A 26027-nucleotide genomic window follows, 5' to 3' on the forward strand; every position below is an offset into this window, starting at 1 on the left:
GCCCGGAGGCGGCAGCGGAGGGACACGGCATGACCGAGCGGACGGTGCCGGACGGGCTCGCGGATCTGGACGGAACCGCGACCCCCGACGAGCCGGGCAGCATCGTGGACAGCGGCGCGGGCGAACCGGATCGGCTGCTGCGGCTGTGGACGCCGTATCGCATGTCCTACATCGCGGAGGCGGCCACCGGGCCGAAGGATTCGACCGGCCATCCCTTCACCGACATCCCGAAGATGTCCGATGAGGACGGACTGGTCGTCGCGCGAGGTGAGCTGGTGTACGCCGTGCTCAACCTGTACCCGTACAACCCGGGGCACATGATGGTCGTGCCGTACCGCAAGGTGGCCAACCTGGAGGACCTCACCGAGGCGGAGAGCGCCGAACTGATGGCCTTCACCCAGCAGGCGATCCGGGTGATGAAGAAGGTGTCCCGGCCGCACGGGTTCAACGTCGGGCTGAATCTGGGCGGGGTGGCCGGTGGATCGCTGGCCGATCACCTGCACCAGCACATCGTGCCGCGCTGGGGCGGGGACGCGAATTTCATCACCGTCATCGGCGGGGCGAAGGTGATGCCGCAACTGCTGCGGGAGACCAGGGCGCTGCTGTCGGCGGCCTGGAAGGAGGCCTAGAGATGAGCGACCGGGTGGATCGGCCGTGCTGAGCTTCTTCGGCCGCGAGACGTTCGCCAAGGCGACGGCTCCGCTGGGCCGGGCGCTGGTCGGCACGGGACTCACGCCCGACGCCGTGACGCTGATCGGCACCACCGCCTCCATCGTCGCCGCGGTCACGCTGTTCCCCACCGGACACCTGTTCTGGGGAACCATGGTGATCTGGTTGTTCGTCATGTTCGACATGCTCGACGGGGCGATGGCCAGGGCGCGCGGCGGCGGCACGAAATACGGCGCGGTGCTGGACGCCACCTGTGACCGGCTGGCCGACGGCGCTATCTTCGCCGGGCTGGCCTGGTGGGCGGTCTTCCACGAACAGCACAAGCCGCTGTTCGCCGCGACGCTCGTCGTCCTGGTGACCTCGCAGGTGATCTCCTATGCCAAGGCGCGCGCGGAGGCCAGCGGGTTATCCGCGGACGGCGGCATCATCGAGCGGCCGGACCGGCTGATCATCGTGCTGGTGGGCGCCGGATTCACCGGCATCGCCGGCTACTGGGGGATCGAGTGGCTCACCTACGCCGTGCACGCGGCCATGTGGATCCTCGCCGTGCTCAGCATCGTCACCGTCGTTCAGCGAGTGCTGGCCGTGCGCAACTCGCCGGGGGCGCGCACCGTGATTCCGGCCGGGCGTCCGCAGAGCCCGAGCGCGGGAACCGCCGACACCCCGGGACTTCCGTCGTGATCTCACGCCGTGCGGGACGTCGGCCGATCGGCGGCGTCCGGGCATTCGCGACGATGGACTACGAACCTGCGGTGGGGGAGAGCGCATGACGATAGCGGAGCAGCTCGGCGCCGCCGGATACGTGGCGGGCTGGCGGCTGGTGCGTGCGTTGCCGGAGTCGACGGCGCGGCGCGTGTTCGAGTGGGGCGGGGATCGGGTCGCCCGTCGCGCCAATCGGGAGTTCCACGCGGGCGGCGCGCCGAACCAGTTGCGGCGCAACCTGGCGCGCGTGCTCGGCGTACTGCCCGCCGACGTACCGGACGAGCTGATCAGCGCCAGCATGCGGTCGTACGCGCGGTATTGGCGGGAAGCATTCCGGCTGCCCGGGATGGATCATGCCGCGATCGACTACTTCGTCGCGGGGCTGCAATACCTGGACGCCGCACTCGAGCAGGGCCGGGGCGTGATTTTCGTGCTGCCGCATTCCGGCAATTGGGACATGGCGGGCGTCTGGCTGGTGCAGCACTACGGCGGCTTATCCACCGTGGCCGAGCGGTTGAAGCCGGAATCGCTGTTCGAGCGGTTCGTTGCCTACCGGGAGAGTCTGGGCTTCGAAGTGTTCCCGCTGACCGGTGGCGAGCAACCGCCGTTCGCCCAGTTGGCGGCCCGCCTGCGGCAGAACAGGATCGTGTGCCTGATGGGCGAACGCGACCTCACCGGCAAAGGCGTTCCGGTCCAGTTCTTCGGCGAGCGCACCTGGATGCCCGCGGGCTCGGCGAAACTGGCCATCGAGACCGGCGCGGCGCTGCTGCCGGTGCACGCGTGGTTCGAGGTCGAGGCCGACGGCCGCGAGAACTGGGGCCTGAAGGTCGAGGCGCCGGTAGACGTTTCCGGTGGCGTAGCCGCGGCCACGCAGGCGCTGGCGGATCGCTTCGCGGCGAATATCGCCGAGCATCCGGCGGACTGGCACATGCTGCAACCATTGTGGGAGAGCGATCTCTCGCCCCGGCGGCGCGCGATGATCGACACCGCACAGGCCAGCCTCGGGGCCGAGCAGGGAGACGTATCGCCATGAAGATCGGCATGGTCTGCCCCTATTCGTTCGACGTCCCCGGTGGGGTGCAGGCACATGTAGTCGAGCTGGCGCGGGTGTTCATCGAGCGGGGGCACAAGGTGAGCGTGCTCGCGCCCGCGTCGGAGGACACCCCGCTGCCGGAGTTCGTGGTGTCGGCGGGCCGGGCGGTGGCCATCCCGTACAACGGGTCGGTGGCCAGGCTGTCGTTCGGGCCCATGGCCTACACCAGGATTCGCCGGTGGATCGACGGCAACGACTTCGACGTCCTGCACATCCACGAACCGAACGCGCCGAGCCTGTCCATGCTCGCGTTGAAGATCGCCGAGGGGCCGATCGTCGCGACCTTCCACACCTCGACGACGAAGTCCTTGGTGCTGAGCACTTTCCAGGGCGTGCTGCGGCCGTATCACGAGAAGATCTCCGGCCGTATCGCGGTCTCCGAGCTGGCGCGCCGCTGGCAGGTCGAGGCGCTGGGCTCGGACGCGGTGGAGATCCCCAACGGGGTCGACGTCCCGGCGTTCGCCCGCGCGCCGATGCTTCCCGGCTATCCGCGCTCCGGCGGCACGGTGCTGTTCCTTGGACGCTACGACGAGCCACGTAAGGGCATGGAGGTACTGCTCGGCGCGCTGCCCGATCTGGTGCGCAGGCATCCCGACGTCGAGATCCTGATCGTCGGCCGCGGCGACGAGGACCGGTTGCGCCGCGAAGCGGGCAAGCTGGCAGGCCACCTGCGCTTCCTCGGCCAGGTGTCCGACGAGGAGAAGGCTTCGGCGATGCGCAGCGCGGACGTGTACGTGGCGCCCAACCTGGGCGGGGAGAGCTTCGGCATCATCCTCATCGAGGCGATGGCGGCAGGCACCGCGGTAGTGGCCAGTGAGCTGGACGCCTTCCGCCGGGTACTGCGGGACGGTACGGCGGGCATGCTGGTCCCGATCGGCGATTCGGCGGCCCTGGCCGCCGCGCTGCACACCGTGCTCACCGACGAGGTGCGCAGAGAGGGTCTGGTGCGCACCGCGACACAGGTGGTCGGCGAGTACGACTGGCCGGTGGTGGCCGAACAGATCCTGCGCGTCTACGAGACGGTGACCGTCGGCGACTCCCGAGTGCGGGCCGCCGGATGATCACGTTCTCCGCCACGACCGTTCTCGTCCTCGCGCTGATCGCGGCGATCGTCGTCGCGATCGGTCTGTGGGCGTATTCCACCGCCAACCGGCTCGACCGGCTGCACGTGCGCTCCGACCAGTCCTGGCAGGCGCTGGACGCGGCGCTGGCCCGGCGGGCGGTGGTGGCCCGGTCGGTCGCCATGGCGATCGCGGGCCCGGTGTCCGATCCGGCCATGGCGGAGCAGGCCAGACAACTCTCGGCCCTGGCCGACCGGGCCGAGCGCGCCGGGCCCGCCGAACGGGAGACGGTGGAGAACCGGCTGTCCTCCGCGTTGTCGGCGGTGGACATCGGCACGCTGCGCCCGCAACTGGTCGCCGAACTGGCCGACGCCGAGGCCCGGGTGCTGATCGCCCGCCGCTTCCACAACGACGCCGTGCGCGACACGCTGGCGCTGCGCACGCGCCGTCCGGTCCGGATGCTGCACCTCGGCGGTACCGCCCCGCTGCCTTCCTACTTCGAGATCACCGAGCGCGCCACTCCCGCGGCGTCCACCGGCCTGGCGGTCGACACCATCCGCACCACGGCGCGAGTCGTGCTGTTCGACGAGAACGACCGGACGTTGCTGATGCGCGGCAACGACCCGAAGACGCCGGAGGTGTCGTTCTGGTTCACCGTCGGCGGCGGTGTGGAGCCGGGGGAGAGCCTGCGCGCGGCGGCCGTGCGGGAACTGTACGAGGAGACCGGCTACCGCGCGGATCCGGCCGACCTGCGCGGCCCGATCTGGCGGCGGGTCGCGGTGTTCCCCTTCGACGGCGAGCTGATCCGGTCGGAGGAACTGTTCTTCGCGCTGCGGGCGCGTGGATTCGAACCGCACGCGGCGAATCGGGCTCTGATCGAACGTCGCTCGATCACCGGGCACAAATGGTGCACCGCGGCCGATATCGTCGCGCTGGACCGCTCCGGCGAAACCGTGTACCCGTACCACTTGGACGAACTACTCGGCGGAGCCGCCGAGGCGGCATCGGGCACCGCCGACCCGGAGGTCCGCTCCATCCGCTGACCGGCCCGAACGTATGTGATGTGTTTCACGATCGTGATAGCGTCGCGATGATTCGGCGCGCCGGAGGGTACTGCTGTCAGGGACGCATGTCAGTTCGGTGTCGTGGTCCTGTCGTCGGCGGGGCCGTTCCAGCTCGGTTGTGGAGGTAGTTCGTTCATGTCGTACCTGCTGTTCGATTTCCTGTTGCCGCTGATCGGCCCCGCGGCCGCGGAGTACTGGGCGACGTTGCTGGTGGTCGGCCCGCTGTGAGCCAGCGCCTGGCAACGGCCGGGCAGCCGGGATGGCGCGCTCGCCGAGCCCTCCCGGCCCAGGGCGCATAACCGAGATCACACCAGGCCAGTGCCCTCCAACTGGCTATCAAGTGGCCTTTTGCCACCGGCTTAGAATCGTGGCGTTCGCATCCGAGCGACCGATTGGCGCACATGCTGGAGGAATTAGCCGTGACCACCCCCGAGACCACCCAGACCGTCGGCACCGCCCGCGTGAAGCGCGGCATGGCCGAGATGCTCAAGGGCGGGGTGATCATGGATGTCGTCACGCCGGAGCAGGCCAAGATCGCCGAGGACGCAGGCGCGGTCGCGGTGATGGCGCTGGAGCGAGTGCCCGCGGACATTCGTGCCCAGGGCGGTGTGTCCCGGATGAGCGACCCGGACATGATCGACGGCATCATTTCCGCGGTCTCCATTCCGGTCATGGCGAAGGCCCGTATCGGCCACTTCGTGGAGGCACAGATCCTGCAGAGCCTCGGCGTCGACTACATCGATGAGTCCGAGGTGCTCACCCCGGCCGACTATGCCAACCACATCGACAAGTGGAACTTCACCGTGCCGTTCGTCTGTGGCGCCACCAACCTCGGCGAGGCTCTGCGCCGAATCACCGAGGGCGCGGCCATGATTCGCTCCAAGGGCGAGGCGGGCACCGGTGACGTGTCCAACGCGACCACGCACATGCGGAAGATCCGGCAAGAGATCCGTCGCCTGTCGTCGCTGCCCGAGGACGAGTTGTTCGTCGCGGCCAAGGAGCTGCAGGCGCCCTACGAGCTGGTCCGTGAGATCGCCGAGACCGGGAAGCTGCCGGTCGTGCTGTTCACCGCGGGCGGCATCGCCACCCCCGCCGACGCCGCGATGATGATGCAGCTCGGCGCCGAGGGTGTGTTCGTGGGTTCGGGCATCTTCAAATCCGGCAACCCGGCCCAGCGTGCCGCCGCCATCGTCAAAGCCACCACGTTCTACGACGACCCGGACGTGCTGGCCAAGGTGTCGCGCGGTCTCGGTGAGGCCATGGTCGGCATCAACGTCGAAGACATCGCCCAGCCGCACCGCCTGGCCGAGCGCGGCTGGTGATCCTGGGCCGGTAGCGTCTGCCGCGTGGAGTTGCGGCAGTTGCGGTACTTCGTGGTCCTGGCGGAGGAGTTGCACTTCCGCCGGGCCGCGGAGCGATTGTTCATCTCGACGCCCACGCTCAGCCAGCAGATCAAGGTGTTGGAGCGGGAGCTGGGCGGCCCACTGCTGATCCGTGAGCCGCGGGTGGAGCTGACGCCCGCGGGCGCGGTGCTGCTGCGCTCCGGCAAGACCGTGCTGCGCGCGATGGACGAAGCGGTCAGGCAGACCAGGCGCGCTGCCGTCTCCGGTGCCCCGGTGCTGCGCCTCGGGCTGCTCAACGGCGTCCCGCCTCGGCTGCCCATGCGCATCGAACGCCTGCTCACCGCCGCGGTGCCCGGCGCCAGGATGGTGCTCACCGGCGGGACCACCGCTGATCAGGTGCGTTTCCTCGATGACGACGAGGTCGACCTCGCGCTCGTCCGCACGCCGGTCGACCTGCCCGAACGCTTCGCGCAACGGGCAGTGGCCCACGAGGAGCTCGGCGTGCTGATGTCGCAGCGGCATCCGCTCGCCGACGCGGCACTGCTCGACCCGGCCGACCTCAGCGGTCAGGAGCTGATCTTGTTCGCGCGCGAAGCCGCGGTCGGCCTGCACGATTCGCTGTTGCGCACACTTGCCGATCACGGCGCCGGGGTGCGGCTGAGCGAGAGCGCCATGGGGCACGCGCAGATGCTCGCGGTGCTGCCCGCGCGGACCGACGTGATCGGGCTCAGCTCCTCCCGCGCGAACGGAGTGCCCGGTCTGGCCTGGCGGCCGCTGCGCGGCGCGCCCCTGGTGGTGACCTACGCGGTCGCCTGGCGCGCGGCGGTGCGCGATCCGGCCGTCGCGGCGCTGATCGCCGCCCTCGAGGGCGAATCGTCGGAGGAATAGACCGCGCGGACCGCTTCCGGTGCTAGGTTCAACTCTTACGGCGACCAGAAAGTCGCCACATGGTTCTCACAATCACGCTCAGTAGCTTCGCCATTCGATGGCCGTCTCGGCCATCTCGCGCCCTCTCACCGTCGGAACGATCCGAACGCAAAGGACGAACAGTTGAAGCTTCCCAAGACCGGACGCACCGCAGTAGCGGGCTTGGCCCTCGTGGCCGCCCTCGGCCTCGCTGCCTGCGGCAGTGACGACTCGAGCGACTCACCCACGTCGACCCGCGCCACGGCCGGCGCCTCGGCGACCGCGACCATACCCCCCGCGCCCACCGTCGACGAGCTCAACGCTCTGTTGCAGAAGGCCCTCGACCCCGCGGTGCCGAACGAGGAGAAGCTCGACTCCGTTCAGGGCATCGAAGCCGACCCCGGCCTGCCCAACCGCCTGGCCGAAGCGTTCCGGCAGGCGAACGCCACGGCCGTGGTCACCGGAGTGACCGCTTTCGGTGACAGCGTGAGCGCACAGGCCAAGTTCACCATCAACGGGCAGGAGAGCCAGGTCGACGTGCCGTTCGTCCTGGACGGCGGCAAGTGGAAAGTGCAGAAGACGTGGGCTTGCCAGGCGCTGGCCAACCTGAACCAGCAATCCCCGGCCTGCACCCCGTGACGGCCGGAGCCGCCCTCGCTGTGCGCCGCCTCGAATCGGTCCGCGGCCTGCGGTGTTAGTTCCCGGCTAAGGCGTATTCGGCAGTGCGACATGGACACCCGGCCGTCGCGATGGTCGGCTGAAGCCATGACAACAAGCAACTCGAAACCCGAACGTGTCGTCGTCGTGGGCGGCAGCTCCGGCATGGGACTGGCGCTGGCGGCCGCGCTGATCGCCGAAGGCACGGAGGTGACCATCGCGGGCCGTTGCGCCGAACGGCTCGCCGCGGCCGAGCGCACACTGTCCGCGGGGCCGGGCACGGTGCGCTCGGTCGTCGCGGACATCACCCGCGAAGCCGATCTCGAGCGTTTGTTCGCCGAGTTGGAGCCGGTCGATCATGTCGTCACCACCGCGGCCGACGTCACCGGCGCCTATCAGCCACTGGCCGGGTTCGACCCCGACCTGGCCTGGAATCTGCTCTCGTCCAAACTGATCGGCCCCACCCTGCTGGCCAAGCACGCGCGGGTGGTCCCCGGCGGATCGGTGACCTTCACCTCCGGCGTCGCCGCTGACCGGCCCGCACCGGGCGGCGCGATGGTGGCGGCCGTCAACGGCGCCCTCGCCTCGCTGGCCTACGCCCTGGCCCTCGAACTCGGCCCGGTCCGCGTCAACGTGGTCTCACCCGGGTGGGTCGACACCCCGATCTGGGACACTATCGCGGGGCCCGCGAAGACCGAACGTCACCGGCAGCTCGCCGCGCGCCTGCCGGTCGGGCGCATCGGCCGTCCGTCCGATATCGCGCAGGCGATGCTCGGCGTGATGCGCAATCCCTTCATCACCGGCACCGTCCTGCATGTGGACGGCGGGCACCGGTTGGTATGAGTGGGCAGCGTTGGGCAAGTCCGGCCATGCGACGGGATCGAGTCCGGTTGTCATGACGAAACGCTGATCGGGCCGACCGCGCCGACAGTGATGTCGGAGGAAGCGGACCAGCGCACCGAAATGCGCACCGCCGAGAGGAAACACATATGGATACCTGGTTATGCGCATCTGATTATGAGTGATCCGAACGCATGGCCGGCAGTCCGACATCAGCAGAGGCGAACGCTAGTTCGCCCGGTGCTCGTCGACTCGAAGCGCCGGACGCTCGGGATGATCCCACCGCACGAAGAAGGTTGGTGTGTAGGGGTTCTCGGCGTCGTGCCGCAGCAGAGCGGGGATGGTCCACTGCGCGTCGGCCGCGGTGCGGCGGCGGAGCGCGGGTTCGGACAGGTCCAGCCGGAGGCTCAGGTCGGCGTCGAGGTGGCGGCCGGCGAGCATCGGTCCCGCGAGGACGATCGTCGTCGCGGGCGGCGCCGTCCGGATCGCGGCGCGCGCGGAGCGGTCGGCGGCTTCGTCCCAGAGCGAGGGCAGCCACCGGCCGTGTCCGCGGAGCGCGTCGATCACTTCCCTGCGCAGCGCGGCGTAGTCGAACCACGCGGTGCGATAGGACATCTCGTCGGTGCGGCCGAACTCCATGCGCAATGAGGCAGGACGTATGTAGTCGTGCAGGGAGACCACATCGGCCGACCGGCCTGCCTCGCGCAGCGCCTCGACGATCCGCCGGGCGAGCGCCACCGGCTGGGCCGCGTCCGCGCCGTCGACCGCGATCACGGTGTGCGAGGCCGCGATCAGCACGGGTTCGATCACCTGCTCGATGAGTCCGTCCGGAGTGATGGGCAGAAAGCGGGGCACCCGTCCATCTCAGCAAATCGCGACGGCCGGAGGAGGCGTGGGCGTTGCCGGACGTTCACCGGCGGCCGAGCGGCGACATCGTGAGCGGCCGGGATAATCTCTGCGCATGGCGACAATCGAAGAGGCGCTGGAGATAGAGCGGCTGGAGCGGGACATCTTCCGTGGCGCGTCCACCAAGACCCAGCTTCCGCGCACGTTCGGCGGCCAGGTTGCCGGCCAGGCGCTCGTGTCCGCGGTCCGGACGGTGGAACCGCGATTCCAAGTGCACTCGCTGCACGGCTACTTCCTGCGTCCGGGCAATCCGCAGGAACCGACGGTCTACCAGGTCGAGCGCATCCGGGACGGCCGGTCGTTCTGCACGCGGCGGGTGACCGGCATCCAGGACGGTGCGGCGATCTTCACCATGTCGGCGTCGTTCCATGTCGGTGACCAGGGGCCCGAGCATCAGGATGTGATGCCCGGTGTTCCGATGCCCGAGGATCTGCCCGACGCGAGCACCACGATGAGTCCGGAACGATTGTGGGCGATGCGCGAGTGGGAACACTGGGACATCCGCATGGTCCCGCCGGAGAACGTGTCCCGCCGCGACGGCGTGGTCTCCCAGCAGCAGGTGTGGTTCCGCTACCGGCACCTGCTTCCGGACGATCCGCTGGTGCACGTGTGCACCCTCGCCTACATGAGCGATATGACGCTGCTGGGTTCTTCGAAGGTCGTCCATCCCGACGAGCCGACCCAGAACGCCTCGCTCGATCACGCGATGTGGTTCCTGCGCCCGTTCCGGGCCGACGAATGGCTGCTCTACGACCAGTCCTCGCCGTCGGCGGCTTTCGGCCGGGGCTTGACCGGCGGCAAAATCTTCACCCGGGAGGGCACGCTGGTCGCGGCCGTGGTTCAGGAAGGCCTCATCCGCACGCTGCGCGAAGAGTGATCCGAGCGGTGGCGGCGATGTACGTGTGGCAGCCGACCGTGAGCGCGCCCACATCGGCACGGCTCGTAAGCTTTCCGGCGTGAACGCTTCCTCGGTCACCGCCCCCACCGCCGACACCGGACAGACGCCGTCCCGTCCCGTCATCGGCGTGCTCGCGTTGCAAGGCGACGTCCGGGAGCACGTCGCCGCGCTCGCCAGCTGCGGCGCCGAGCCCGTGCTGGTCCGGCGCGAGTCGGAGCTCGCGGCGGTGGACGCGCTCGTGCTGCCCGGCGGCGAGTCGACCGCGATCAGCAAGCTGCTGGCGGCCTTCGAATTGCTGGAGCCGCTGCGCGCGCGGCTGCGCGACGGCCTGCCCGCGTTCGGTTCCTGCGCGGGCATGATCCTGCTCGCCTCGGAGGTGCTCGACACCCGTCCGGACGCCGAGCATCTGTCCGGCATCGACATGACTGTGCGGCGCAACGCGTTCGGCCGTCAGGTCGACTCGTTCGAAACCGATCTGCCGTTCGCGGGCCTGCCCGGTGGCCCCGTGCGAGCGGTGTTCATCCGAGCGCCCTGGGTCGAGCGGGCAGGCGAGGGCGTCGAGGTCCTGGCCACCGTGCCGGACGGTCCCGCCGCAGGCCGGATCGTCGCGGTGCGGCAGGGGAATGTCCTGGCGACCTCGTTCCATCCCGAGGTGACCGGCGATCTGCGGGTGCACCGGATGTTCGTGGAGATGGTCCGCTCGGCTTGACGGGCGCGCTCGGACGGAGCCCGCGAAGACGAGTGGGTGCGAAGCCGGGGCCGCTTTGCAGGGCCGTAGTGGACGCCCGAGTAGGCTGGGGAAGCTGTCCGCCCGGCCGTGCCGGTACCGTACACACGACCGAACGTGCCATCGACCTGAAGGAAGTAGGGAATGAGCGGCCACTCCAAATGGGCCACCACCAAGCACAAGAAGGCTGCGATCGACGCGAAGCGCGGCAAGCTGTTCGCGAAGTTGATCAAGAACATCGAGGTGGCGGCCCGTACCGGTGGCGGTGACCCGGATGGCAACCCGACGCTGTTCGACGCCATCCAGAAGGCGAAGAAGTCGTCGGTCCCCAACGACAACATCGAGCGCGCCCGCAAGCGCGGCGGCGGCGAGGAAGCCGGCGGCGCCGACTGGCAGACGATCATGTACGAGGGCTACGGACCCAACGGCGTCGCCGTGCTGATCGAGTGCCTCACCGACAACCGCAACCGGGCGGCGGGCGAGGTCCGGGTCGCGATGACGCGCAACGGCGGCAACATGGCCGACCCGGGCTCGGTGGCCTACCTCTTCCATCGCAAGGGCGTCGTCACCCTGGAGAAGAACGGCCTGTCCGAGGACGACGTGTTGATGGCGGTGCTGGACGCGGGCGCCGAGGAAGTCAACGACCTCGGTGAGTCGTTCGAGATCATCAGCGAGCCCAGCGATCTGATCGCGGTGCGCACCGCGCTGCAGGGCGCCGGTATCGACTACGACTCCGCCGAGTCCGGTTTCCAACCCTCGGTGTCGGTCGCGGTGGACGCCGACGGCGCGCGCAAGGTGATCAAGCTCGTGGACGCCCTCGAGGACAGCGACGACGTGCAGAACGTCTATACCAACGTCGACATCTCGGACGAGGTGCTCGCTCAGCTCGACGACTGAATCGAGCTACCGCGGGTAATACTGCGCGAAATCGGGGCGGCCGGTCTACTGACGGCCGCCCCGAAGCATGTCCGGACAGTCCGCCCCGTCGCGGTCGATGTGCGGCACTCGGGCGATCTCTCCGAGTTCGCTGACGTCACGTGCCGCGCCCTGGTCACCAGCACGGCGCGAGCCGGCGTCCGGTAGATCCCGGGTGCGTCCAGATGGCGGCTGGAAGCAGGCTCGCCACTGTGTGAGCGTCGACAGCGGTCGATGGCGCAGGGCTGATCGCGGAATGCCCGGTGATCTCCCCGGCGGTGCGCCGGGTGCCGACGTCACCGTCGCCGGGGAGGGGAGCCGGAGTTACTCCGCGATCTTGGTGCGTTCGCACCATTCGTACACGCGCAGTCGCCCTTCGGGGGTGTCCTGCTCCCGCTGGGTGACCTTGAAGTGCTCGTATCCGCCGCGGAACGGCACCTTCAACTCCACTCCGGGCGGGGTGATCGGGACGATGCGCGCGGGCAGATCTTGCGGCCCGCCTTCGAGGACAGCTTTTGCACCAATGCTCATCCTCGGATGGTAGAAGCGGGAACGGCCTGATCGTGGCACATTCAGGGCACGGTCAGTACCAATTTGCCGACGGTTCGCCCCGTATCGCCCAACGCGTGCGCTTCTGCCGCCTTCGAGAGGGGGAACGACCCGGCGATCGTCGGGCGAAGGGCGCCGGACCCGGCGAGCCCGGCGAGGGCGAGCATGCCGGCGTGATCGTGTTCCACCAACATCCTGATCGCGCGGACGCCCAGCGCCTCCGCCTCGCTCGCGAGGTCGACTGCGCCGAAGGACCGCAGCGTCACCAGCAATCCGCCGGGGCGAAGGGTGCGCAGCGACCGGATGCTGTTGTCATCATCGATCGAGTCCAGCACCACGTCGACGCCGTGAACGGCACCGGCGACATCGGTATCGCGGTAGTCGATCACCTCGTCGGCGCCGATCCCGCGCAGGAACGCGTGATTGGGTGCGCTGGCCGTGCCGATGACGTGTGCTCCGCGCGCCTTGGCGATCTGCACCGCGAAGTGGCCGACGCCGCCCGCGGCCGCGTGGATCAGCACGCGTTGCCCCGCTGCCAGGTGAGCGGTGTCGACCAGCGCCTGCCAGGCGGTGAGCGCGGCGAGTGGAATGGCCGCCGCCTCCGTGTGGTCGAGGGCGGCCGGTTTGCGAGCGAAGGCGCGGGCCGGGCCCGCGACGTATTCGGCGCAGGAGCCGTGGCCGTGCGGATACGGGAGCATGCCGAACACCTCGTCGCCGGGGCGGAACAGGGTGACGCCGATACCGGTGGCCGCGACCTCGCCGGAGACATCCCAGCCCAGGACGAACGGTGGCTCCGGCAGAAATAGCCCCGGGGTGGCGCGGTGGCGCCAATCGGTCGGGTTGAGTCCGGCCGCGCGGACCCGCACCAGAATCTGGCCGGGGCCCGGAACCGGTCGGGGGAGTTCGATTTCGGTGAGCACCTCGGGTCCGCCGAGGGTCTGCTGGCTGACCGCGCGCATGGTCGCGGTGCTGTCGATGTCGGTCACGGCTGTCAGCTTGCCGGGACCGGACGGAGGAGAAAATGGCGCGATTGCCATTCTTCGATATGATCGCGCCATGGCGGACTCGGTCGCACCCCATCGGGTGGTAGTGCTGGCGTTGGACGGGGTCTACCCCTTCGAACTCGGCATCCCGAATCGGGTGTTCGGCAGCGCCGCGGGCAGATACGAGGTGGTCACCTGTTCGGTCGACGGTCGTCCGGTGCGCAGCGCCGCCGATTTCGACATCGCGGTGGCCCACGACGGCCGGGCCTTGCGAACCGCCGACACCGTGGTCCTGCCCGCCTGCGACATCACCACGACCCTCACCGGCACACTGCCGCAGCTGGTACGCGACGCGTTCGCGCTGATCCGTCCGGGTGCCAGAGTCGTCGCGATCTGTACCGGCGCCTTCGTCGCGGCGGCCGCGGGACTGCTCGACGGGCGCCCGGCCACCACACATTGGAATCAGGCCGCTCTGTTCCGGCGCACCTTCCCGCGCGTGCGCCTCGACCCCGACGTGCTGTACGTGGACGACGGGGACGTGCTCACCTCGGCGGGCGCGGCGGCGGGGCTCGACGTGTGCCTGCACCTGGTACGGCGCGATCATGGCAGTGCGGTCGCGAACGCGGTCGCGCGGCGCTGCGTCGTTCCGCCGTGGCGGGACGGCGGTCAGGCGCAGTACATCGAGCAGCCGGTGCCGCCGACGACCTCGGCCGGAACCGCCGCCGCCAGACAGTGGGCGCTGGAGAACCTGCGTCATCCGCTGACCGTCGACGAGCTGGCCGTCCGGGCCCGGATGAGCAAGCGCACCTTCGCCCGCCGCTTCCGCGACGAGGTCGGCATGAGCCCGGGCCGCTGGTTGATCCAGCAGCGCGTGTTCCGTGCCAGGCATTTGCTCGAGACCACCGACCTGACCGTCGATCGCATCGCGGGTGAGGTCGGCTTCGCCACCGGCACGTCGCTGCGCCAGCACCTGGCCGAGGCGATCGGGGTGTCACCGCAGGCCTATCGGCGCACATTCCATGCGCGAGCGGCCGCGGCGGCGAGCTGAGCCGGTCGCCGAGGGTTCAGCCGGTGGCGGGAACCGGCAGACCCACGCGGGCGGCCACCCACGGCAGGGACGAGGCGAACGCGGCCGAAGCGAATTGCCAGGTGTGTCCGCCCTCGGTGGTGTAGACGGTGCAGTCGATCCCTACCGCGTGCCCGGCGGTGCAGAGTTTGTCGGCGGCGCCGACTTCGCCGGAGTCGGGCACCTCGTCGCGACCGCCGAGGCCCGCGCTGTCGTCGTCGGGAGCCGGAGTGCGCCGGTTGGCGCCACCCGAACGCCGGCCGGGGACGAGGTCGTCGAAGAGACCGGCCACGCCGTGATAGGGGCCGTGCCGGGTCATGACGGTCAGCGGGTCGAACGCCTCCCACGCGGCGGCGTCGCCACCGAAGAGACGGGAGACGGTCTGCTCCTCGGTGCCCGAAGACGGCCGGAGATCGCCGGCGATGTCGACGAACGTGTGCACGAGATCGGGGTGCATGACCGCCAGGTCCACCGCGCAGGTGCCGCCCATGGACCAGCCGACTACCGCCCAGCGCGCGGGATCGGCGGAGGCGCCGAATTGCGCTTCGACGTAAGCGGGCACGTCCTCGGTCAGATGCGCGGCGGCGTTGCCGCGCGGCCCGTTCACGCATTCGGTGTCGTTGTTGAAACTGCCGCTGGCGTCGACGAAGACGAGTATCGGGGCGAGGCCGCCGTTCGCCTTCGTGAAACCGTCCAGGGCGGGCATGATCTGGCCGCTGCGGATCCAGTCCGCCGGGGTGTTGAACTCGCCGCCGATCATCATCACCACCGGCAGTGCGGGCGGGGTCGGCCCGGCGAACCACGCGGGTGGCAGGTAGACGTATTCGGTGCGGTGCGGAAATCCACTGCCGGTACCGGGAATTCGCACCGGGACCAGTCTGCCGTCGGTGACCGCGGTGTTGCGCAGGGCGGGTAGCGCCGAGAGGTCGGTCTGCTGCGGGAGCGGGCCCGCGGTGACCGCGCCCCACGCGGCTTGCACGGTCGGGTAGTAGCCGACCCACTGGTTGAGCACCACCCCGGTGCTCAGCAGCGTCAACGGGATGGCGATGACCGCGATCCCGCGCCGCCACCAGCGCGCGCCCGGCCAGCCGACGATCGCGACCGCTGCCGCCGCGGCGCCCACACCGATCCACACCCACAGTTCGGTGGGCGCGGGGTCGGAGGACAGCCCCTCGTCGGCGACATACCAGGCGGCGGCCGCCGCCGCCGCGACGCCGACCGCCACGCATGCCGGCAGCCGCAGCAGCCACCACCGCCTGGTTCGCCGAGCGACGGCGACCAGCAGGACAACCCCGGCGAGCAGTTCGACGGTCGGCGGCAGCCAGCCGTGCAGCAGTGAGATCCCGTGGTGGAACGCGTGCTGCTGGTTCAGCGCCGGACTCGCCGGAGGAAGGCGCGGTGGCGCCGGAGTCGAGGGAGCGGCGAGTATGGGCACGTCCGGCATTGTCGCGGTCATTCCTCGAGGCGGGCTGTGAATCGGCTTCGGTACTGCTGGGTGGCCTGGCCTTCGGTGCGCCGAGGGTGCGCGAGGCAGAATGCGAGCATGGTCGAACTGGTGCTGGTGCGCGGTGACATCACCGAACAGGAGGTCGACGCGGTGGTGAACGCGGCGAATTCGTCGCTGCTCGGCGGCGGGGGAGTCGACGGCGCGGTCCACCGGCGCGGCGGCCCGGAGATTCTGGCGGAATGCCGCGGGCTGCGTGCGTCCCGCTACGGCTCGGGACTGCCGACCGGGGCCGCGGTCGCGACCACGGCCGGTCGCCTGCCCGCGCGCTGGGTGATCCACACGGTCGGTCCCGTGTGGTCGGACACCGAGGACCGCTCGGCCTCGCTGGCCTCGTGTTATCGGGAATCTCTGCGCGTCGCGGACGAACTGGGGGCGCGGACGGTCGCGTTCCCGGCGATCTCCACCGGCATCTACGGCTGGCCGTTGGAGGACGGCGCCCGGATCGCGGTCGACACGGTTCGCGCGACTCCCACGGCCGTGTCGGAAGCCCGGTTCGTTCTCTTCGACGAGCGTGCTCACGCTGTGTTCGCGAGACAGGTCGCCAGGGCTTGAGGCCCTGCCGCCCCTTTGGCGTGTAACACACGGTTGCCCGTGCGGAGTGGCGGAGGCGCTGTCGCGACGTCAGCGACAGTGCGCTGTTGCCCGACACCGGTGTCCAGGTGCCCGGCCTCGGCGTGGACCGCCGGTATCGAGTGGCGGCCGTTGTCGAGGTGTCATGGGTGCGCGGTTGTGCGACGCCGGTGTCCGGGCGACCTCTGCGGTGCGGGCCGCGATCCCACCTCGGCGCGCCGGGCTTGTCGGTGGCCGCTGGCATAGTCCGGCGTGTGTCGTTCAGTACCCGTATCGAAGTCCGGGTGTCCGACTTGGACCCGCAATTGCATGTCACCGGCGCGGCTTACCACCAATTCGCCGACCACGCGCGATTCGCGTGCGTCCGAGCGGCGGGCGTCTCGGTCGACGAACTGCTCGCCTCCGGCCTCGGGCCGGTCAATCTGGAGACCGTGCTGCGCTTCCGGCGCGAACTACGCGGCGGCGACACCGTCGACGTGTCGTGCGCTTGGCAGTGGGGTGCGGGCAAGACCTATCGGGTCGAGCACACCCTGACGCGCGCCGACGGCGTGGTCGCCGCGACGGTGACCAACGTCAGCGGCTTACTGGACCTGGGGGCACGGCGCCTGGTCGCCGATCCCGCGCACCAGTGGGCGGTGCGTGCGAGTCGTCCGGAGGTGCTCGGCCTGCCGGGCGCGTCGCGGGAAGCCGGTGACGTCGGCGGATAGCCGGGCCGTGTCGCGGGGCGGCGAAAGAGCAAGCCTCCGCTAGACTCTCGAACAGTTGTTCGTGTCCGGGAGAGGGGTTGTCGTGCGGGTGATGGGCGTCGACCCCGGACTCACCCGATGCGGCCTCAGCATCGTCGACGGCGGGTCGGGGCGGAAGGTCACCGCCGTGGACGTCGACGTGGTCCGCACTCCCGGCGATATGGATTTGGCGCATCGCCTCCTGGCGGTCGCAGACGCCGCCGAACGCTGGATGGACACCCACAAGCCCGGGGCCGTTGCCATCGAACGCGTCTTCGCCCAGCACAATGTCCGTACCGCCATGGGCACCGCGCAGGCGGGCGGAGTGATAGCGCTGGCCGCCGCGCGCCGGGGGATCCCGGTCGCGTTCCACACACCCAGCGAGGTGAAGGCCGCGGTCACCGGCAGCGGCACCGCGGACAAGAAGCAGGTGACGGCCATGGTCACCCGGATCCTCGGCCTGCCCGCAGCGCCGAAACCGGCGGACGCGGCGGATGCGCTGGCGCTGGCGATCTGCCATTGTTGGCGGGCGCCGCTGCTGGAGCGGATGGCGGCGGCGGAGGCCAAGGCGGCCGCGGCACAGCGCCGGTACATCGAACGGCTGGCCGAACAACGGAAGGCGGTGCACGGGTGATCGCGTCGGTACGCGGTGAGGTGCTGGAAATCGCCCTCGACCACGCGGTGATCGAGGCGGCGGGCGTCGGATACCGGCTCAACGCCACCCCGTCCACCCTGGCCGGGCTCACCCGCGGCGAGGAAACCCGGCTCTACACCGCGATGATCGTCCGCGAGGACTCGATGACCCTCTACGGGTTCGCCGACACCGAGGCGCGCGACCTGTTCGGCCTGCTGCAAACCGTCTCCGGCGTCGGACCCCGCCTCGCCATGGCGGTGCTGGCCGTCCTCGAGCCCGAGGCGCTGCGCAAAGCGCTGGCCGAGAGCAACGTGGCGGCGCTGACCAGGGTGCCCGGCATCGGCAAGCGCGGCGCCGAACGCATGGTGGTGGAACTGCGGGACAAGGTGAACCTCGTTCCGGTGCCCTCCGGGCCGCCCGGTTCGACACCCGCGGCGGCCACGCCGGTGCGTGAGCAGGTCACCGAGGCGCTCGTCGGCCTCGGTTTCGCCGCCAAGCAGGCCGAACAGGCGATCGATGCGGTGCTGGCCGAACAGCCGGGCGTGGATACCTCCGCTGCCCTGCGGGCCGCGCTCGGCCTGCTCGGCAAGAACCGGTAAGGCGCGTCATGGACCACCACGAGGAACCTACCGAATCCCAGGTGAGCGCAAGCTATCTGAGGTCCGACGGCGAGATCGAGGCGAGTCTGCGCCCGCAGTCGCTGGACGACTTCATCGGCCAGCCCCGGGTGCGCGAACAGCTCGCGCTGGTATTGCGCGGAGCCAAACAGCGCGGCGGCACACCGGACCACGTCCTGCTGTCCGGCCCGCCGGGTCTCGGCAAGACCAGCATGGCGATGATCATCGCCGCCGAACTCGGCACCGCCTTGCGGATCACGTCGGGTCCCGCGCTGGAGCGGGCGGGCGATCTCGCCGCCATGCTCAGCAACCTGGTCGAGGGCGACGTGCTGTTCATCGATGAGATCCACCGGATGGCGCGTCCCGCGGAGGAGATGCTCTACCTGGCGATGGAGGACTTCCGGGTGGACGTGGTCGTCGGCAAGGGGCCCGGCGCGACCTCCATTCCCCTGGACATCGCGCCGTTCACCCTGGTCGGCGCCACCACCAGGTCCGGAGCGCTGACCGGCCCGCTGCGCGACCGTTTCGGTTTCACCGGGCACATGGACTTCTACGAGCCCGGGGAACTGCTGCGCATCCTGAAGCGCTCGGCGCGCATCCTCGGTGTCGTGATCGAGGAGGAGGCGGCGGCCGAGATCGCGGGGCGCTCGCGCGGCACGCCCCGCATCGCCAATCGCCTGCTGCGCCGCGTCCGCGACTACGCCGAGGTGCGGGCCGACGGCCGCATCACCCGCGCGATCGCCCACGCCGCGCTCGAGGTCTACGACGTGGACGTGCTCGGCCTCGACCGACTCGACCGCGCGGTCCTCGGCGCCCTCGTCCGTAGTTTCGGCGGTGGCCCGGTGGGGGTGTCCACCTTGGCCGTCGCGGTCGGAGAAGAGGCCGCGACCGTGGAGGAGGTATGCGAACCGTTCCTGGTGCGCGCGGGCATGGTCGCGCGCACACCGCGTGGCCGGGTCGCCACCGCGGCCGCCTGGGAGCACCTCGGTCTCGTCCCGCCGCCCGACCTCGTGTTCGGCTCCATCGAAGTGCGCGGTCGCGAGCCACATCCCACGCTCGATCTCTTCGAATGAATCGCCCGTCCGGGTGACGGACCGCGGTCAGCGGCGATCGCGCAGGGCGGCGGCGACCAGGTCGAGGAAGGCGTCGACCTCGTCGCGTTGATAGCCGCGGGTGCCGAGGCGGGCCTCGGTGAAACGGACGGCCTCGACATCGGCGATGGTGAGACTGCCCGGCCCGCCGTGCACGAGGGTCGCGGCGACGAGGTCGAGGAAAGCACCGACCTCCTCCTCGTTGTATCCGCGCCGCCCCACCGCGGCTCGGCTGAATCGCATGCGCCGCACGTCATCCGGAGTGAGGATGGCCTGGCCGTTGCCGTTCGCGGCCGGGACCGGCCGGACGCCGCGCTGACGGAACTCCAGCTCGACGCGCAACTGGTCGAGATATTCGTCGACCTGGTCGGCGCGATAACCACGCTGGCCGAGCCGCGGCGCGCCGAAACCGACATGCCGTAGATCGTCGGCGGCCAGCGCGCCCTCCCCGGCCAGGGTCGCGGCGACGAGTTCGAGGAAGGCATCCACCTCGTCCGCGTGGTAACCCCGGTGCCCGAGCGTGGGGGTCGCGAAACGGGTGCGGCGCACGTCCTCGGGAGTCACGGGCGACATTCTGTCAGGCGCGGCGCGCCGGGCCGATCGGAAAGGAAGTTTGGTGTTTCCCTGGCCTTTTGCGAACAAGGGCCGTCCCCCTGGCGAAAGCGTCGGATCAGTGCGCCTCACCCTAGCGCCGGTGGCGGTGTCAGGGGGATTGCCGAGCCGCTCAGTCCTTGCGAACGCCGTCCACGAGCAGGCGGCGGATCGCCTCGGTCAGTCCGGCGATCGCGGCCTCGTCGGGTTCGCGCAGCGAGTAGACGATGCCCGCGATCAACATGCCGGTCACCGCCCGCGCGGTGTTCATGGTGTCCAGGTCGGCGCGCAGGTAGCCCTGCTCGACGCCGTGGTCGAGATAGCCCGCGGTCAACGCGTCGGCCGTGTCGAGCAGCCCGTACAGCCGCTGGGTGAGCTCGTCGTCGATGCCGGTGGCGTGGAACAGCAGCAGCTGGGCCACCCGGCGATCGGCCAGCAGGATCTCGGTGAGGGCCACGCCGATGCGGTCGATCTGGGCGCGGTACTCGTCGAGGGAGGCGGCGGCGTCCGGGGCGTTCTCGGTGCCGAGGGCGGCGATGATGCGCGCGGCCAGGTCGTCGATGACGTGGTCGATGATGTCGCGCTTGTTGCTGAAGTATCGGTAGAAGGTGCCGTGACCGATGCCCAGCTGTCCCGCGATGTCGGCGATGCCGGTGGCGTGATAGCCCTTCTCCGCGAAGCAGACGAAGGCGGTGTCGATGATCTCCTGACGCAGTTCGGCTTTCCGTCGCTCGGCACGCGTGGATGGCTTCGTCACCTTGCCGATGATACAGTCATCACAAACGGAATGATGTGTCATTCCGTGATATGTGGTTCAGCTAGCAGGAGGTTCGGTGTGGCGCCTCAATACGACGCGGTCGTGGTCGGTGCGGGGTTCGGGGGCATGGGAGCGGGGATTCAGCTCGATCGGCTCGGCCTGAGCAATTACGTCATCCTCGAACGCGAGGACGATCTCGGTGGCACCTGGCACGTCAACCACTACCCGGGTCTGGCGGTCGACATCGCGTCGGTCACCTACTCCTACTCCTTCGAACCGAATCCGCGCTGGTCGCGGCTGTTCGCGCCGGGCGAGGAGCTGAAGAAGTACGCCGAACACGTCGCCGACAAGTACGGCCTGCGCCGCCGCATGCGCTTCGGCACCGTCGTCGACGGCGCGCGCTGGGACGAAGAGCAGCAGCACTGGGTGGTCTCGATCGCGGGCGGGCAGACCGTCACCGGCCGCTATCTGCTGACGGCGACCGGATTCCTGTCCCAGCCCTACACGCCGCCGTTCCCCGGTATCGACTCGTTCGCAGGCAAGATCATTCACACCACCGCCTGGGAGGACGGCTTCGACCTCACCGGCCGCAGGGCCGCGATCATCGGCACCGGCGCCACGGCCGTGCAGCTGGTGCCGGAGGTCGCCAAGAAGGCGCGGGCGCTCACGGTGTTCCAGCGCACCCCGATCTGGGTGGTCCCGAAGATCGACACCGCGATCCCCGCGCCGGTGCGGAAGCTGTTCGAGCGGGTCCCCGCCACGCAGAAGGCCGCGCGACTGGTCAACACCAGCCTGCTGGAGGCGCTGATGGTGGTCGGGGTGCTGCACTTCAAGCAGGCCAGGCTGCTGAACAAGGGCGCGGCCGCGCTGGCAAAGGCGCATCTGCGGGCGTCCGTGCGGGACAGGGAAACCCGCAGGCGGCTGACCCCGGACTACGACTTCGGCTGCAAGCGGCCGACCTTCTCCAACCACTACTTCACCACGTTCAACCAGCCGCACGTGCGGCTGGAGACGAACTCGATCGACCACATCGAGCCGGACGGCATCGTCACCGCAGACGGGCACAAGACCGAGATCGACACGCTGATCCTGGCCACCGGCTTCAACCTGTGGGACGTGAACTTCCCGGCCATCGAGATCATCGGCCGCGACGGGGTGAACCTCGGAAAGTTCTGGCGGGACAACCGGTTCCAGGCCTACGAGGGCATCACGGTGCCGAAGTTCCCCAACTTCCTGAGCCTCAACAGCCCGTACTCCTACAGCGGCCTGTCCTACTTCACCACCATCGAAGCGCAGATGAAGCACATGGGCCGCCTGTTCGGCGAGCTGCGCCGCCGGGGCGAGACGACCTTCGAGGTCACCGAGCAGGCCAACGCGGCGTTCCTGGACCGGGTCACCGCCAAGCTGGGCTCCTCGGTCTTCTACGGCGGCGACTGCGCCACCGCGCGCAGCTATTACTTCAACCAGCACGGCGAGGCGGCTCTGCTGCGGCCCACCAGCACACTCAACGCGCATCGCGAGGCGGTCGGCTTCCCGCTGGAGGACTACGCCTACGGCAGGAGCGCCTGAGGTCGGCGCACCGCCTCGCCCGCCGGAGTGTCGTTCGCCGGACGAGGCGGTGCGCGATGAGAACGTTGTAGCTGTCCAGCGGGTGTGCGGGTGTGGCACTCGCGCGGTGAACTGGCAGACTGTGTGGGTACTTGTCCATCCCACCCACGACACTAGGGACTGACTTCGACGATGGAACTGCTGTTTCCGCTGCTACTGGTAGCCCTGCTCGTGCCGATGTTCCTCGGTGTCCGCCGTCAGAAGCGGGAAGCCGAGAAGGTCGCAGGCATGCAGGACAACCTGAAGGTCGGCGATCAGGTCGTCACCACGTCGGGTCTGTACGGCACCGTGGTCGAACTCGATGACACCACGGTCGATCTCGAGATCGCCGAGGACGTGGTCACCACGTGGCTGCGCCAGGCCATCCGTGAGGTGCGCACCGAAGAGGTGGGCGCCGAGGAGACCGGTACGGAGACCGGCGGCTCGGACGCGACCGACGCCGTCGAGGAATCCGCCGAGCAGACCGAGACCCGCCTGACCAAGGACTGATCGTTCCGGTTGTGCCCCGGCTCGCCGGATGTCGCCGCGGCCGTTGGTCCGCGCACCCGGCGCCGCTGGCGCACGCCCGCTGTTCCATCCTCGACTTCCCGCCTAGGAGATGACGTACTGTGCCACCTTCCCAGGGATCGGCGCACCCGCTGCGGTTGCTCGGTGTCTATGCCGCGCTGCTGGCCGTGGTCTATGCGCTGGTGTTCTTCACCGGTGACAAGTCCCCGACACCCAAGCTCGGTATCGATTTGCAGGGCGGCACCCGCGTCACGCTGTCCGCGCGCACGCCGGACGGCAGCAAGCCGAGCCAGGACAGCCTGAAGAAGGCGCAGGACATCATCGAGAACCGGGTCAACGGGCTCGGCGTCGGCGGCTCCGAGGTCGTCATCGACGGCGACAACATCGTGATCACCGTGCCCGGCGACGACGGGCAGCAGGCGCGCGCACTGGCGACCACCGCCAAGCTCTACATCCGGCCCGTATTGCAGGCCGTGCCCGCGGCGGGACGCGGGGCTACCCCGCAGCCGACGCCTGGCACGCAGCCCGCGCCGGCCGCGCAGCCGACGACGCCGGAGACGACGCAACCCGCGACACCGGAGACCACCGAGCCCGCCCCGGCTCCGCAGCAGCGCGTGTTCCCCGCTCAGCAGCCGACGCAGCCTCCCGCCGATCCCAGCCTGACGCCCACCGAAGAGGCGACGAAGGAGATCCAGGCGGCCAGGGCGCTGCGGCAGAGTTCCGACCCGTCCGTGCAGCAGACCGCGCTGGCCACCATGGACTGCGGAAAGGCCGATCCACTCGCGGGTAACGACGACCCGGCTCTTCCGCTGGTGACCTGCTCGACCGACGGCACCGAGGTCTTCCTGCTGGACAAGAGCCGCATCGACGGCCAGGAGATCAAGGACGCCACATCGGGCCTGAACCAGCAACAGGCCAGGCACGAGGTCTATCTGGACTTCAAGTCCGGCGGCAGCGACGCGTGGGCGACGCTGACCGGCGAGTACGTCTACAAGCGCGTCGCCTTCGTGCTCGACTCGAAGGTGGTCAGCGCACCGGTCGTGCAGCAGGGCCCGCAGCAGGGCGGCCGCACCCAGATCTCGGGCAACTTCACCGCGACTTCGGCGAAGGAACTGGCGAACACGCTGAAGTACGGCTCGCTGCCGCTGTCGTTCCAGACCTCCGAGGCCGAGACGGTCTCCGCGACGCTGGGCCTGTCCTCGTTGAAGGCGGGCCTGCTCGCCGGGGCGGTCGGCTTGGTCGTGGTGTTGCTCTACTGCCTGACCTACTACCGGATGCTGGGTTTCGTCACCGGTTTGTCACTGGTGGCCTCCGGATTCGCGGTGTACGGCATCATGGTGCTGCTCGGGCGCTGGATCGGCTTCACACTCGACCTCGCCGGTATCGCCGGTCTGATCATCGGTATCGGTATGACCGCCGACTCGTTCGTGGTGTTCTTCGAACGCATCAAGGACGAGATGCGCGAAGGACGCAGCTTCCGTTCCGCGGCTCCCCGTGGCTGGCAGCGCGCCCGCCGGACCATCCTGTCCGGCAACGCCGTCAGCTTCATCGCCGCGGCCGTGCTGTACATCCTGGCCGTCGGCCAGGTGAAGGGCTTCGCGTTCACCCTCGGGCTCACCACGATCCTCGACGTCGTCGTGGTGTTCCTGGTCACGTCGCCGCTGGTGCTGCTGGCTTCACGGACGGCGTTCTGGTCCAAGCCCTCGGTGAACGGCCTGGGTGCGATCCAGCAGATCGCCCGCGAGCGGAAGGCGGCCGAGGCCGCCCTCGGGAAGGCGTGAGGACGCGATGACCAACAGCCACACCACCCCCTCGCTCGACAAGACGAGCGCCACCGAGATCACCGACGTGTTCGCGGCGGTCGGCGAGCCGCAGCCGCCCAAGCACAGCTTCCTCAACCGCCTCTACACCGGTACCGGCGCGATCGACGTCATCGGCAAGCGCCGGATGTGGTATCTCATCACCGCCGCGATCGTGCTCGTCTCGCTGGGCAGCATCCTCTTCCGCGGCTTCAACTTCGGCATCGACTTCGAGGGTGGTTCCCGCATCCAGTTCCCCGCGGGGAACGCGACCACCAGCGCGGCGGAGGACGTCTACCGCGGCGCCATCGGCACCGACCCGGTCTCGGTGCAGACCGTCGGCACCGGCGGATCGGCCACCATGCTGATCCGGTCCGAGGCGCTGGACCAGCAGCAGGTGGAGGCGCTGAACAACGCGCTGTTCGCGAAGTTCCAGCCGAAGGACAAGTCCGGCAACCCGAGCCGGGCCGCGATCAGCACCTCCGACGTCAGCGAGACCTGGGGCAGCCAGATCACCCGCAAGGCGCTCATCGCGCTCGCGGTGTTCCTCGTGCTCGTGGCGGTCTACATCGCGGTCCGATTCGAACCGCACATGGCCATCGCGGCGCTGGCGGCGCTGGCCTTCGACGTCACGGTCACCGCGGGCGTGTACTCGCTCGTCGGCTTCGAGGTCACCCCGGCCACGGTGATCGGCATCCTGACGATCCTCGGCTTCTCGCTCTACGACTCGGTCGTGGTGTTCGACAAGGTCGAGGAGAACACCCACGGCATCCTGCACCTGAGCAGGCGCACCTACGGTGAGCAGGCCAACCTCGCGGTGAACCAGACGCTCATGCGCTCGATCAACACCGCCTTGATCGGTATCCTGCCGATCGTCGGCTTGATGGTGATCGCGGTGTGGATGCTGGGCGTGGGCACCCTCAAGGACTTGGCGCTGGTGCAGCTGGTCGGTCTGCTGGTCGGCACCTACTCCTCGATCTTCTTCGCGACTCCGCTGCTGGTCTCGATCAAGGAGCGCTGGGGGCCGGTGGCGGCGCACACCAAGAAGGTCCTGGCCAAGCGGGCCGGTGCCGCAGGCGCCCGGGCAGGCGTCGCGGCCGAGCGCCGGGCGAGTATGGCAGCGGGCCGGGATTTCGACGAGAAGCCACGCGGACAGCGCGCGGCGGGGCAGACACCGCGACCCGGTGCGCGCCCGAGCGGTAAACGGCACAAAAGGCGGAACTGACACCAGACAGGGGTTTC

Annotated in this window: 28 protein-coding genes; 22 read left to right on the top strand and 6 right to left on the bottom strand. The window is 69.5% G+C overall.

Features of this window, described 5'->3' with window-relative positions:
• Positions 1 to 29 precede the first annotated feature (29 nt).
• The 9 genes from ACGF7Y_RS04035 to ACGF7Y_RS04075 all read left to right on the top strand — a co-directional run bounded on the left by ACGF7Y_RS04035 (position 30) and on the right by ACGF7Y_RS04075 (position 8338).
• Positions 30 to 629, top strand: a complete 600-nt coding sequence (locus tag ACGF7Y_RS04035; RefSeq protein WP_393230929.1) for an HIT family protein — start codon at positions 30 to 32, stop codon at positions 627 to 629.
• A gap of 25 nt (positions 630 to 654) precedes the next feature.
• Positions 655 to 1350 (top strand): phosphatidylinositol phosphate synthase, encoded by a 696-nt coding sequence (gene pgsA, locus ACGF7Y_RS04040; RefSeq protein ID WP_063050104.1) that lies wholly within the window; start codon positions 655 to 657, stop codon positions 1348 to 1350.
• An 85-nt stretch (positions 1351 to 1435) separates the two neighbouring features.
• Positions 1436 to 2404: a phosphatidylinositol mannoside acyltransferase gene (locus tag ACGF7Y_RS04045; protein ID WP_393228930.1), complete on the top strand. Its 969-nt coding sequence runs from the start codon at positions 1436 to 1438 to the stop codon at positions 2402 to 2404.
• Positions 2401 to 3525 carry a glycosyltransferase family 4 protein gene (locus tag ACGF7Y_RS04050; protein WP_393228932.1) on the top strand — a complete coding sequence of 375 codons (1125 nt, stop codon included), beginning with the start codon at positions 2401 to 2403 and terminating at the stop codon, positions 3523 to 3525. The genes ACGF7Y_RS04045 and ACGF7Y_RS04050 overlap by 4 nt, the downstream gene beginning before the upstream one ends.
• A complete protein-coding gene (locus ACGF7Y_RS04055) occupies positions 3525 to 4568 on the top strand; it encodes an NUDIX domain-containing protein (protein WP_393230932.1) in 1044 nt (347 codons plus the stop codon). The genes ACGF7Y_RS04050 and ACGF7Y_RS04055 overlap by 1 nt, the downstream gene beginning before the upstream one ends.
• A 422-nt stretch (positions 4569 to 4990) precedes the next feature.
• A complete protein-coding gene (gene pdxS, locus ACGF7Y_RS04060; protein WP_357032546.1) occupies positions 4991 to 5911 on the top strand; it encodes a pyridoxal 5'-phosphate synthase lyase subunit PdxS in 921 nt (306 codons plus the stop codon).
• A gap of 24 nt (positions 5912 to 5935) precedes the next feature.
• Positions 5936 to 6820, top strand: a complete 885-nt coding sequence (locus ACGF7Y_RS04065; RefSeq protein WP_393228935.1) for a LysR family transcriptional regulator — start codon at positions 5936 to 5938, stop codon at positions 6818 to 6820.
• Positions 6821 to 6982: 162 nt separating this feature from the next.
• Entirely contained in the window at positions 6983 to 7477 is a 495-nt protein-coding gene (locus ACGF7Y_RS04070) for a hypothetical protein (RefSeq protein ID WP_063050099.1), read from the top strand.
• A 126-nt stretch (positions 7478 to 7603) separates the two neighbouring features.
• Positions 7604 to 8338 (top strand): SDR family oxidoreductase, encoded by a 735-nt coding sequence (locus ACGF7Y_RS04075; RefSeq protein ID WP_393228937.1) that lies wholly within the window; start codon positions 7604 to 7606, stop codon positions 8336 to 8338.
• A 225-nt stretch (positions 8339 to 8563) separates the two neighbouring features.
• Here the strand turns inward: ACGF7Y_RS04075 and ACGF7Y_RS04080 are convergent, their stop codons facing one another.
• A complete protein-coding gene (locus ACGF7Y_RS04080; RefSeq protein ID WP_393228940.1) occupies positions 8564 to 9190 on the bottom strand; it encodes a hypothetical protein in 627 nt (208 codons plus the stop codon).
• 106 nt (positions 9191 to 9296) lie between these two features.
• Here ACGF7Y_RS04080 and ACGF7Y_RS04085 point away from each other — a divergent pair, with 106 nt between their 5' ends.
• The 3 genes from ACGF7Y_RS04085 (at position 9297) to ACGF7Y_RS04095 (ending at position 11763) form a co-directional block, all read left to right on the top strand.
• Positions 9297 to 10118 carry an acyl-CoA thioesterase II gene (locus ACGF7Y_RS04085; protein ID WP_062976122.1) on the top strand — a complete coding sequence of 274 codons (822 nt, stop codon included), beginning with the start codon at positions 9297 to 9299 and terminating at the stop codon, positions 10116 to 10118.
• A 79-nt stretch (positions 10119 to 10197) separates the two neighbouring features.
• Entirely contained in the window at positions 10198 to 10848 is a 651-nt protein-coding gene (gene pdxT / locus ACGF7Y_RS04090; RefSeq protein ID WP_393228944.1) for a pyridoxal 5'-phosphate synthase glutaminase subunit PdxT, read from the top strand.
• Positions 10849 to 11010: 162 nt separating this feature from the next.
• A complete protein-coding gene (locus ACGF7Y_RS04095) occupies positions 11011 to 11763 on the top strand; it encodes a YebC/PmpR family DNA-binding transcriptional regulator (protein ID WP_357032526.1) in 753 nt (250 codons plus the stop codon).
• Between the two features lie 342 nt (positions 11764 to 12105).
• On the opposite strand, the gene ACGF7Y_RS04100 is transcribed toward ACGF7Y_RS04095, so the two are convergent.
• On the bottom strand, positions 12106 to 12312 hold the full coding sequence (locus ACGF7Y_RS04100; protein ID WP_040867713.1) for a DUF5988 family protein: 207 nt from the start codon (positions 12310 to 12312) through the stop codon (positions 12106 to 12108).
• A 41-nt stretch (positions 12313 to 12353) separates the two neighbouring features.
• Positions 12354 to 13289 carry an NADP-dependent oxidoreductase gene (locus ACGF7Y_RS04105; protein ID WP_393230934.1) on the bottom strand — a complete coding sequence of 312 codons (936 nt, stop codon included), beginning with the start codon at positions 13287 to 13289 and terminating at the stop codon, positions 12354 to 12356.
• 97 nt (positions 13290 to 13386) lie between these two features.
• Between ACGF7Y_RS04105 and ACGF7Y_RS04110 the strand changes: the two genes are divergently transcribed.
• Entirely contained in the window at positions 13387 to 14361 is a 975-nt protein-coding gene (locus tag ACGF7Y_RS04110; protein WP_393228948.1) for a GlxA family transcriptional regulator, read from the top strand.
• A gap of 16 nt (positions 14362 to 14377) precedes the next feature.
• Here ACGF7Y_RS04110 and ACGF7Y_RS04115 read toward each other — a convergent pair whose 3' ends face one another.
• A complete protein-coding gene (locus tag ACGF7Y_RS04115) occupies positions 14378 to 15814 on the bottom strand; it encodes an alpha/beta hydrolase (RefSeq protein ID WP_393228950.1) in 1437 nt (478 codons plus the stop codon).
• A 108-nt stretch (positions 15815 to 15922) separates the two neighbouring features.
• Here ACGF7Y_RS04115 and ACGF7Y_RS04120 point away from each other — a divergent pair, with 108 nt between their 5' ends.
• The 5 genes from ACGF7Y_RS04120 to ruvB all read left to right on the top strand — a co-directional run bounded on the left by ACGF7Y_RS04120 (position 15923) and on the right by ruvB (position 19505).
• Entirely contained in the window at positions 15923 to 16438 is a 516-nt protein-coding gene (locus ACGF7Y_RS04120; protein WP_393228952.1) for an O-acetyl-ADP-ribose deacetylase, read from the top strand.
• A gap of 272 nt (positions 16439 to 16710) precedes the next feature.
• Positions 16711 to 17163, top strand: coding sequence for a thioesterase family protein (locus tag ACGF7Y_RS04125; RefSeq protein ID WP_062977420.1), 453 nt, complete (start codon positions 16711 to 16713; stop codon positions 17161 to 17163).
• An 82-nt stretch (positions 17164 to 17245) separates the two neighbouring features.
• A complete protein-coding gene (ruvC, locus tag ACGF7Y_RS04130) occupies positions 17246 to 17815 on the top strand; it encodes a crossover junction endodeoxyribonuclease RuvC (protein ID WP_393230936.1) in 570 nt (189 codons plus the stop codon).
• Entirely contained in the window at positions 17812 to 18414 is a 603-nt protein-coding gene (ruvA, locus tag ACGF7Y_RS04135; RefSeq protein WP_393228955.1) for a Holliday junction branch migration protein RuvA, read from the top strand. Before ruvC ends, ruvA begins: the two co-directional genes overlap by 4 nt.
• Before the next feature lie 8 nt (positions 18415 to 18422).
• Positions 18423 to 19505 (top strand): Holliday junction branch migration DNA helicase RuvB, encoded by a 1083-nt coding sequence (ruvB, locus tag ACGF7Y_RS04140; RefSeq protein WP_391462541.1) that lies wholly within the window; start codon positions 18423 to 18425, stop codon positions 19503 to 19505.
• A gap of 27 nt (positions 19506 to 19532) precedes the next feature.
• Here the strand turns inward: ruvB and ACGF7Y_RS04145 are convergent, their stop codons facing one another.
• Both ACGF7Y_RS04145 and ACGF7Y_RS04150 read right to left on the bottom strand, forming a co-directional pair.
• Positions 19533 to 20096, bottom strand: a complete 564-nt coding sequence (locus tag ACGF7Y_RS04145) for a DivIVA domain-containing protein (RefSeq protein WP_393228958.1) — start codon at positions 20094 to 20096, stop codon at positions 19533 to 19535.
• A 151-nt stretch (positions 20097 to 20247) separates the two neighbouring features.
• Complete coding sequence (locus tag ACGF7Y_RS04150) at positions 20248 to 20913, bottom strand: TetR/AcrR family transcriptional regulator (RefSeq protein WP_393228961.1); 666 nt, start codon at positions 20911 to 20913, stop codon at positions 20248 to 20250.
• 36 nt (positions 20914 to 20949) lie between these two features.
• Here ACGF7Y_RS04150 and ACGF7Y_RS04155 point away from each other — a divergent pair, with 36 nt between their 5' ends.
• The 4 genes from ACGF7Y_RS04155 (at position 20950) to secF (ending at position 26010) form a co-directional block, all read left to right on the top strand.
• The gene (locus ACGF7Y_RS04155) at positions 20950 to 22440 is read left to right on the top strand and encodes a flavin-containing monooxygenase (protein ID WP_393228963.1); all 1491 of its coding nucleotides are present in this window, start codon (positions 20950 to 20952) and stop codon (positions 22438 to 22440) included.
• A 171-nt stretch (positions 22441 to 22611) separates the two neighbouring features.
• Complete coding sequence (gene yajC / locus ACGF7Y_RS04160; RefSeq protein ID WP_357032504.1) at positions 22612 to 22968, top strand: preprotein translocase subunit YajC; 357 nt, start codon at positions 22612 to 22614, stop codon at positions 22966 to 22968.
• Between the two features lie 119 nt (positions 22969 to 23087).
• Positions 23088 to 24767, top strand: coding sequence for a protein translocase subunit SecD (gene secD, locus ACGF7Y_RS04165; protein ID WP_393228965.1), 1680 nt, complete (start codon positions 23088 to 23090; stop codon positions 24765 to 24767).
• 7 nt (positions 24768 to 24774) lie between these two features.
• Positions 24775 to 26010: a protein translocase subunit SecF gene (gene secF, locus ACGF7Y_RS04170; RefSeq protein WP_393228967.1), complete on the top strand. Its 1236-nt coding sequence runs from the start codon at positions 24775 to 24777 to the stop codon at positions 26008 to 26010.
• Positions 26011 to 26027: the final 17 nt, after the last annotated feature.

Source organism: Nocardia sp. NPDC047654, assembly GCF_043205035.1.
Taxonomy (GTDB): Bacteria; Actinomycetota; Actinomycetes; order Mycobacteriales; family Mycobacteriaceae; genus Nocardia.

Bases quoted from the DNA above. Each gene is read 5' to 3' on its own strand.
- ACGF7Y_RS04035 (WP_393230929.1), top strand. From the start codon at position 30: ATGACCGAGCGGACGGTGCCGGACGGGCTCGCGGATCTGGACGGAACC.
- ACGF7Y_RS04045 (WP_393228930.1), top strand. From the start codon at position 1,436: ATGACGATAGCGGAGCAGCTCGGCGCCGCCGGATACGTGGCGGGCTGG.
- ACGF7Y_RS04050 (WP_393228932.1), top strand. From the start codon at position 2,401: ATGAAGATCGGCATGGTCTGCCCCTATTCGTTCGACGTCCCCGGTGGG.
- pdxS (WP_357032546.1), top strand. From the start codon at position 4,991: ATGCTGGAGGAATTAGCCGTGACCACCCCCGAGACCACCCAGACCGTC.
- ACGF7Y_RS04075 (WP_393228937.1), top strand. From the start codon at position 7,604: ATGACAACAAGCAACTCGAAACCCGAACGTGTCGTCGTCGTGGGCGGC.
- ACGF7Y_RS04085 (WP_062976122.1), top strand. From the start codon at position 9,297: ATGGCGACAATCGAAGAGGCGCTGGAGATAGAGCGGCTGGAGCGGGAC.
- ACGF7Y_RS04095 (WP_357032526.1), top strand. From the start codon at position 11,011: ATGAGCGGCCACTCCAAATGGGCCACCACCAAGCACAAGAAGGCTGCG.
- ACGF7Y_RS04100 (WP_040867713.1), bottom strand. From the start codon at position 12,312: ATGAGCATTGGTGCAAAAGCTGTCCTCGAAGGCGGGCCGCAAGATCTG.
- ACGF7Y_RS04105 (WP_393230934.1), bottom strand. From the start codon at position 13,289: ATGCGCGCGGTCAGCCAGCAGACCCTCGGCGGACCCGAGGTGCTCACC.
- ACGF7Y_RS04110 (WP_393228948.1), top strand. From the start codon at position 13,387: ATGGCGGACTCGGTCGCACCCCATCGGGTGGTAGTGCTGGCGTTGGAC.
- ACGF7Y_RS04120 (WP_393228952.1), top strand. From the start codon at position 15,923: ATGGTCGAACTGGTGCTGGTGCGCGGTGACATCACCGAACAGGAGGTC.
- ruvB (WP_391462541.1), top strand. From the start codon at position 18,423: ATGGACCACCACGAGGAACCTACCGAATCCCAGGTGAGCGCAAGCTAT.
- ACGF7Y_RS04145 (WP_393228958.1), bottom strand. From the start codon at position 20,096: ATGTCGCCCGTGACTCCCGAGGACGTGCGCCGCACCCGTTTCGCGACC.
- ACGF7Y_RS04150 (WP_393228961.1), bottom strand. From the start codon at position 20,913: ATGACACATCATTCCGTTTGTGATGACTGTATCATCGGCAAGGTGACG.
- yajC (WP_357032504.1), top strand. From the start codon at position 22,612: ATGGAACTGCTGTTTCCGCTGCTACTGGTAGCCCTGCTCGTGCCGATG.
- secF (WP_393228967.1), top strand. From the start codon at position 24,775: ATGACCAACAGCCACACCACCCCCTCGCTCGACAAGACGAGCGCCACC.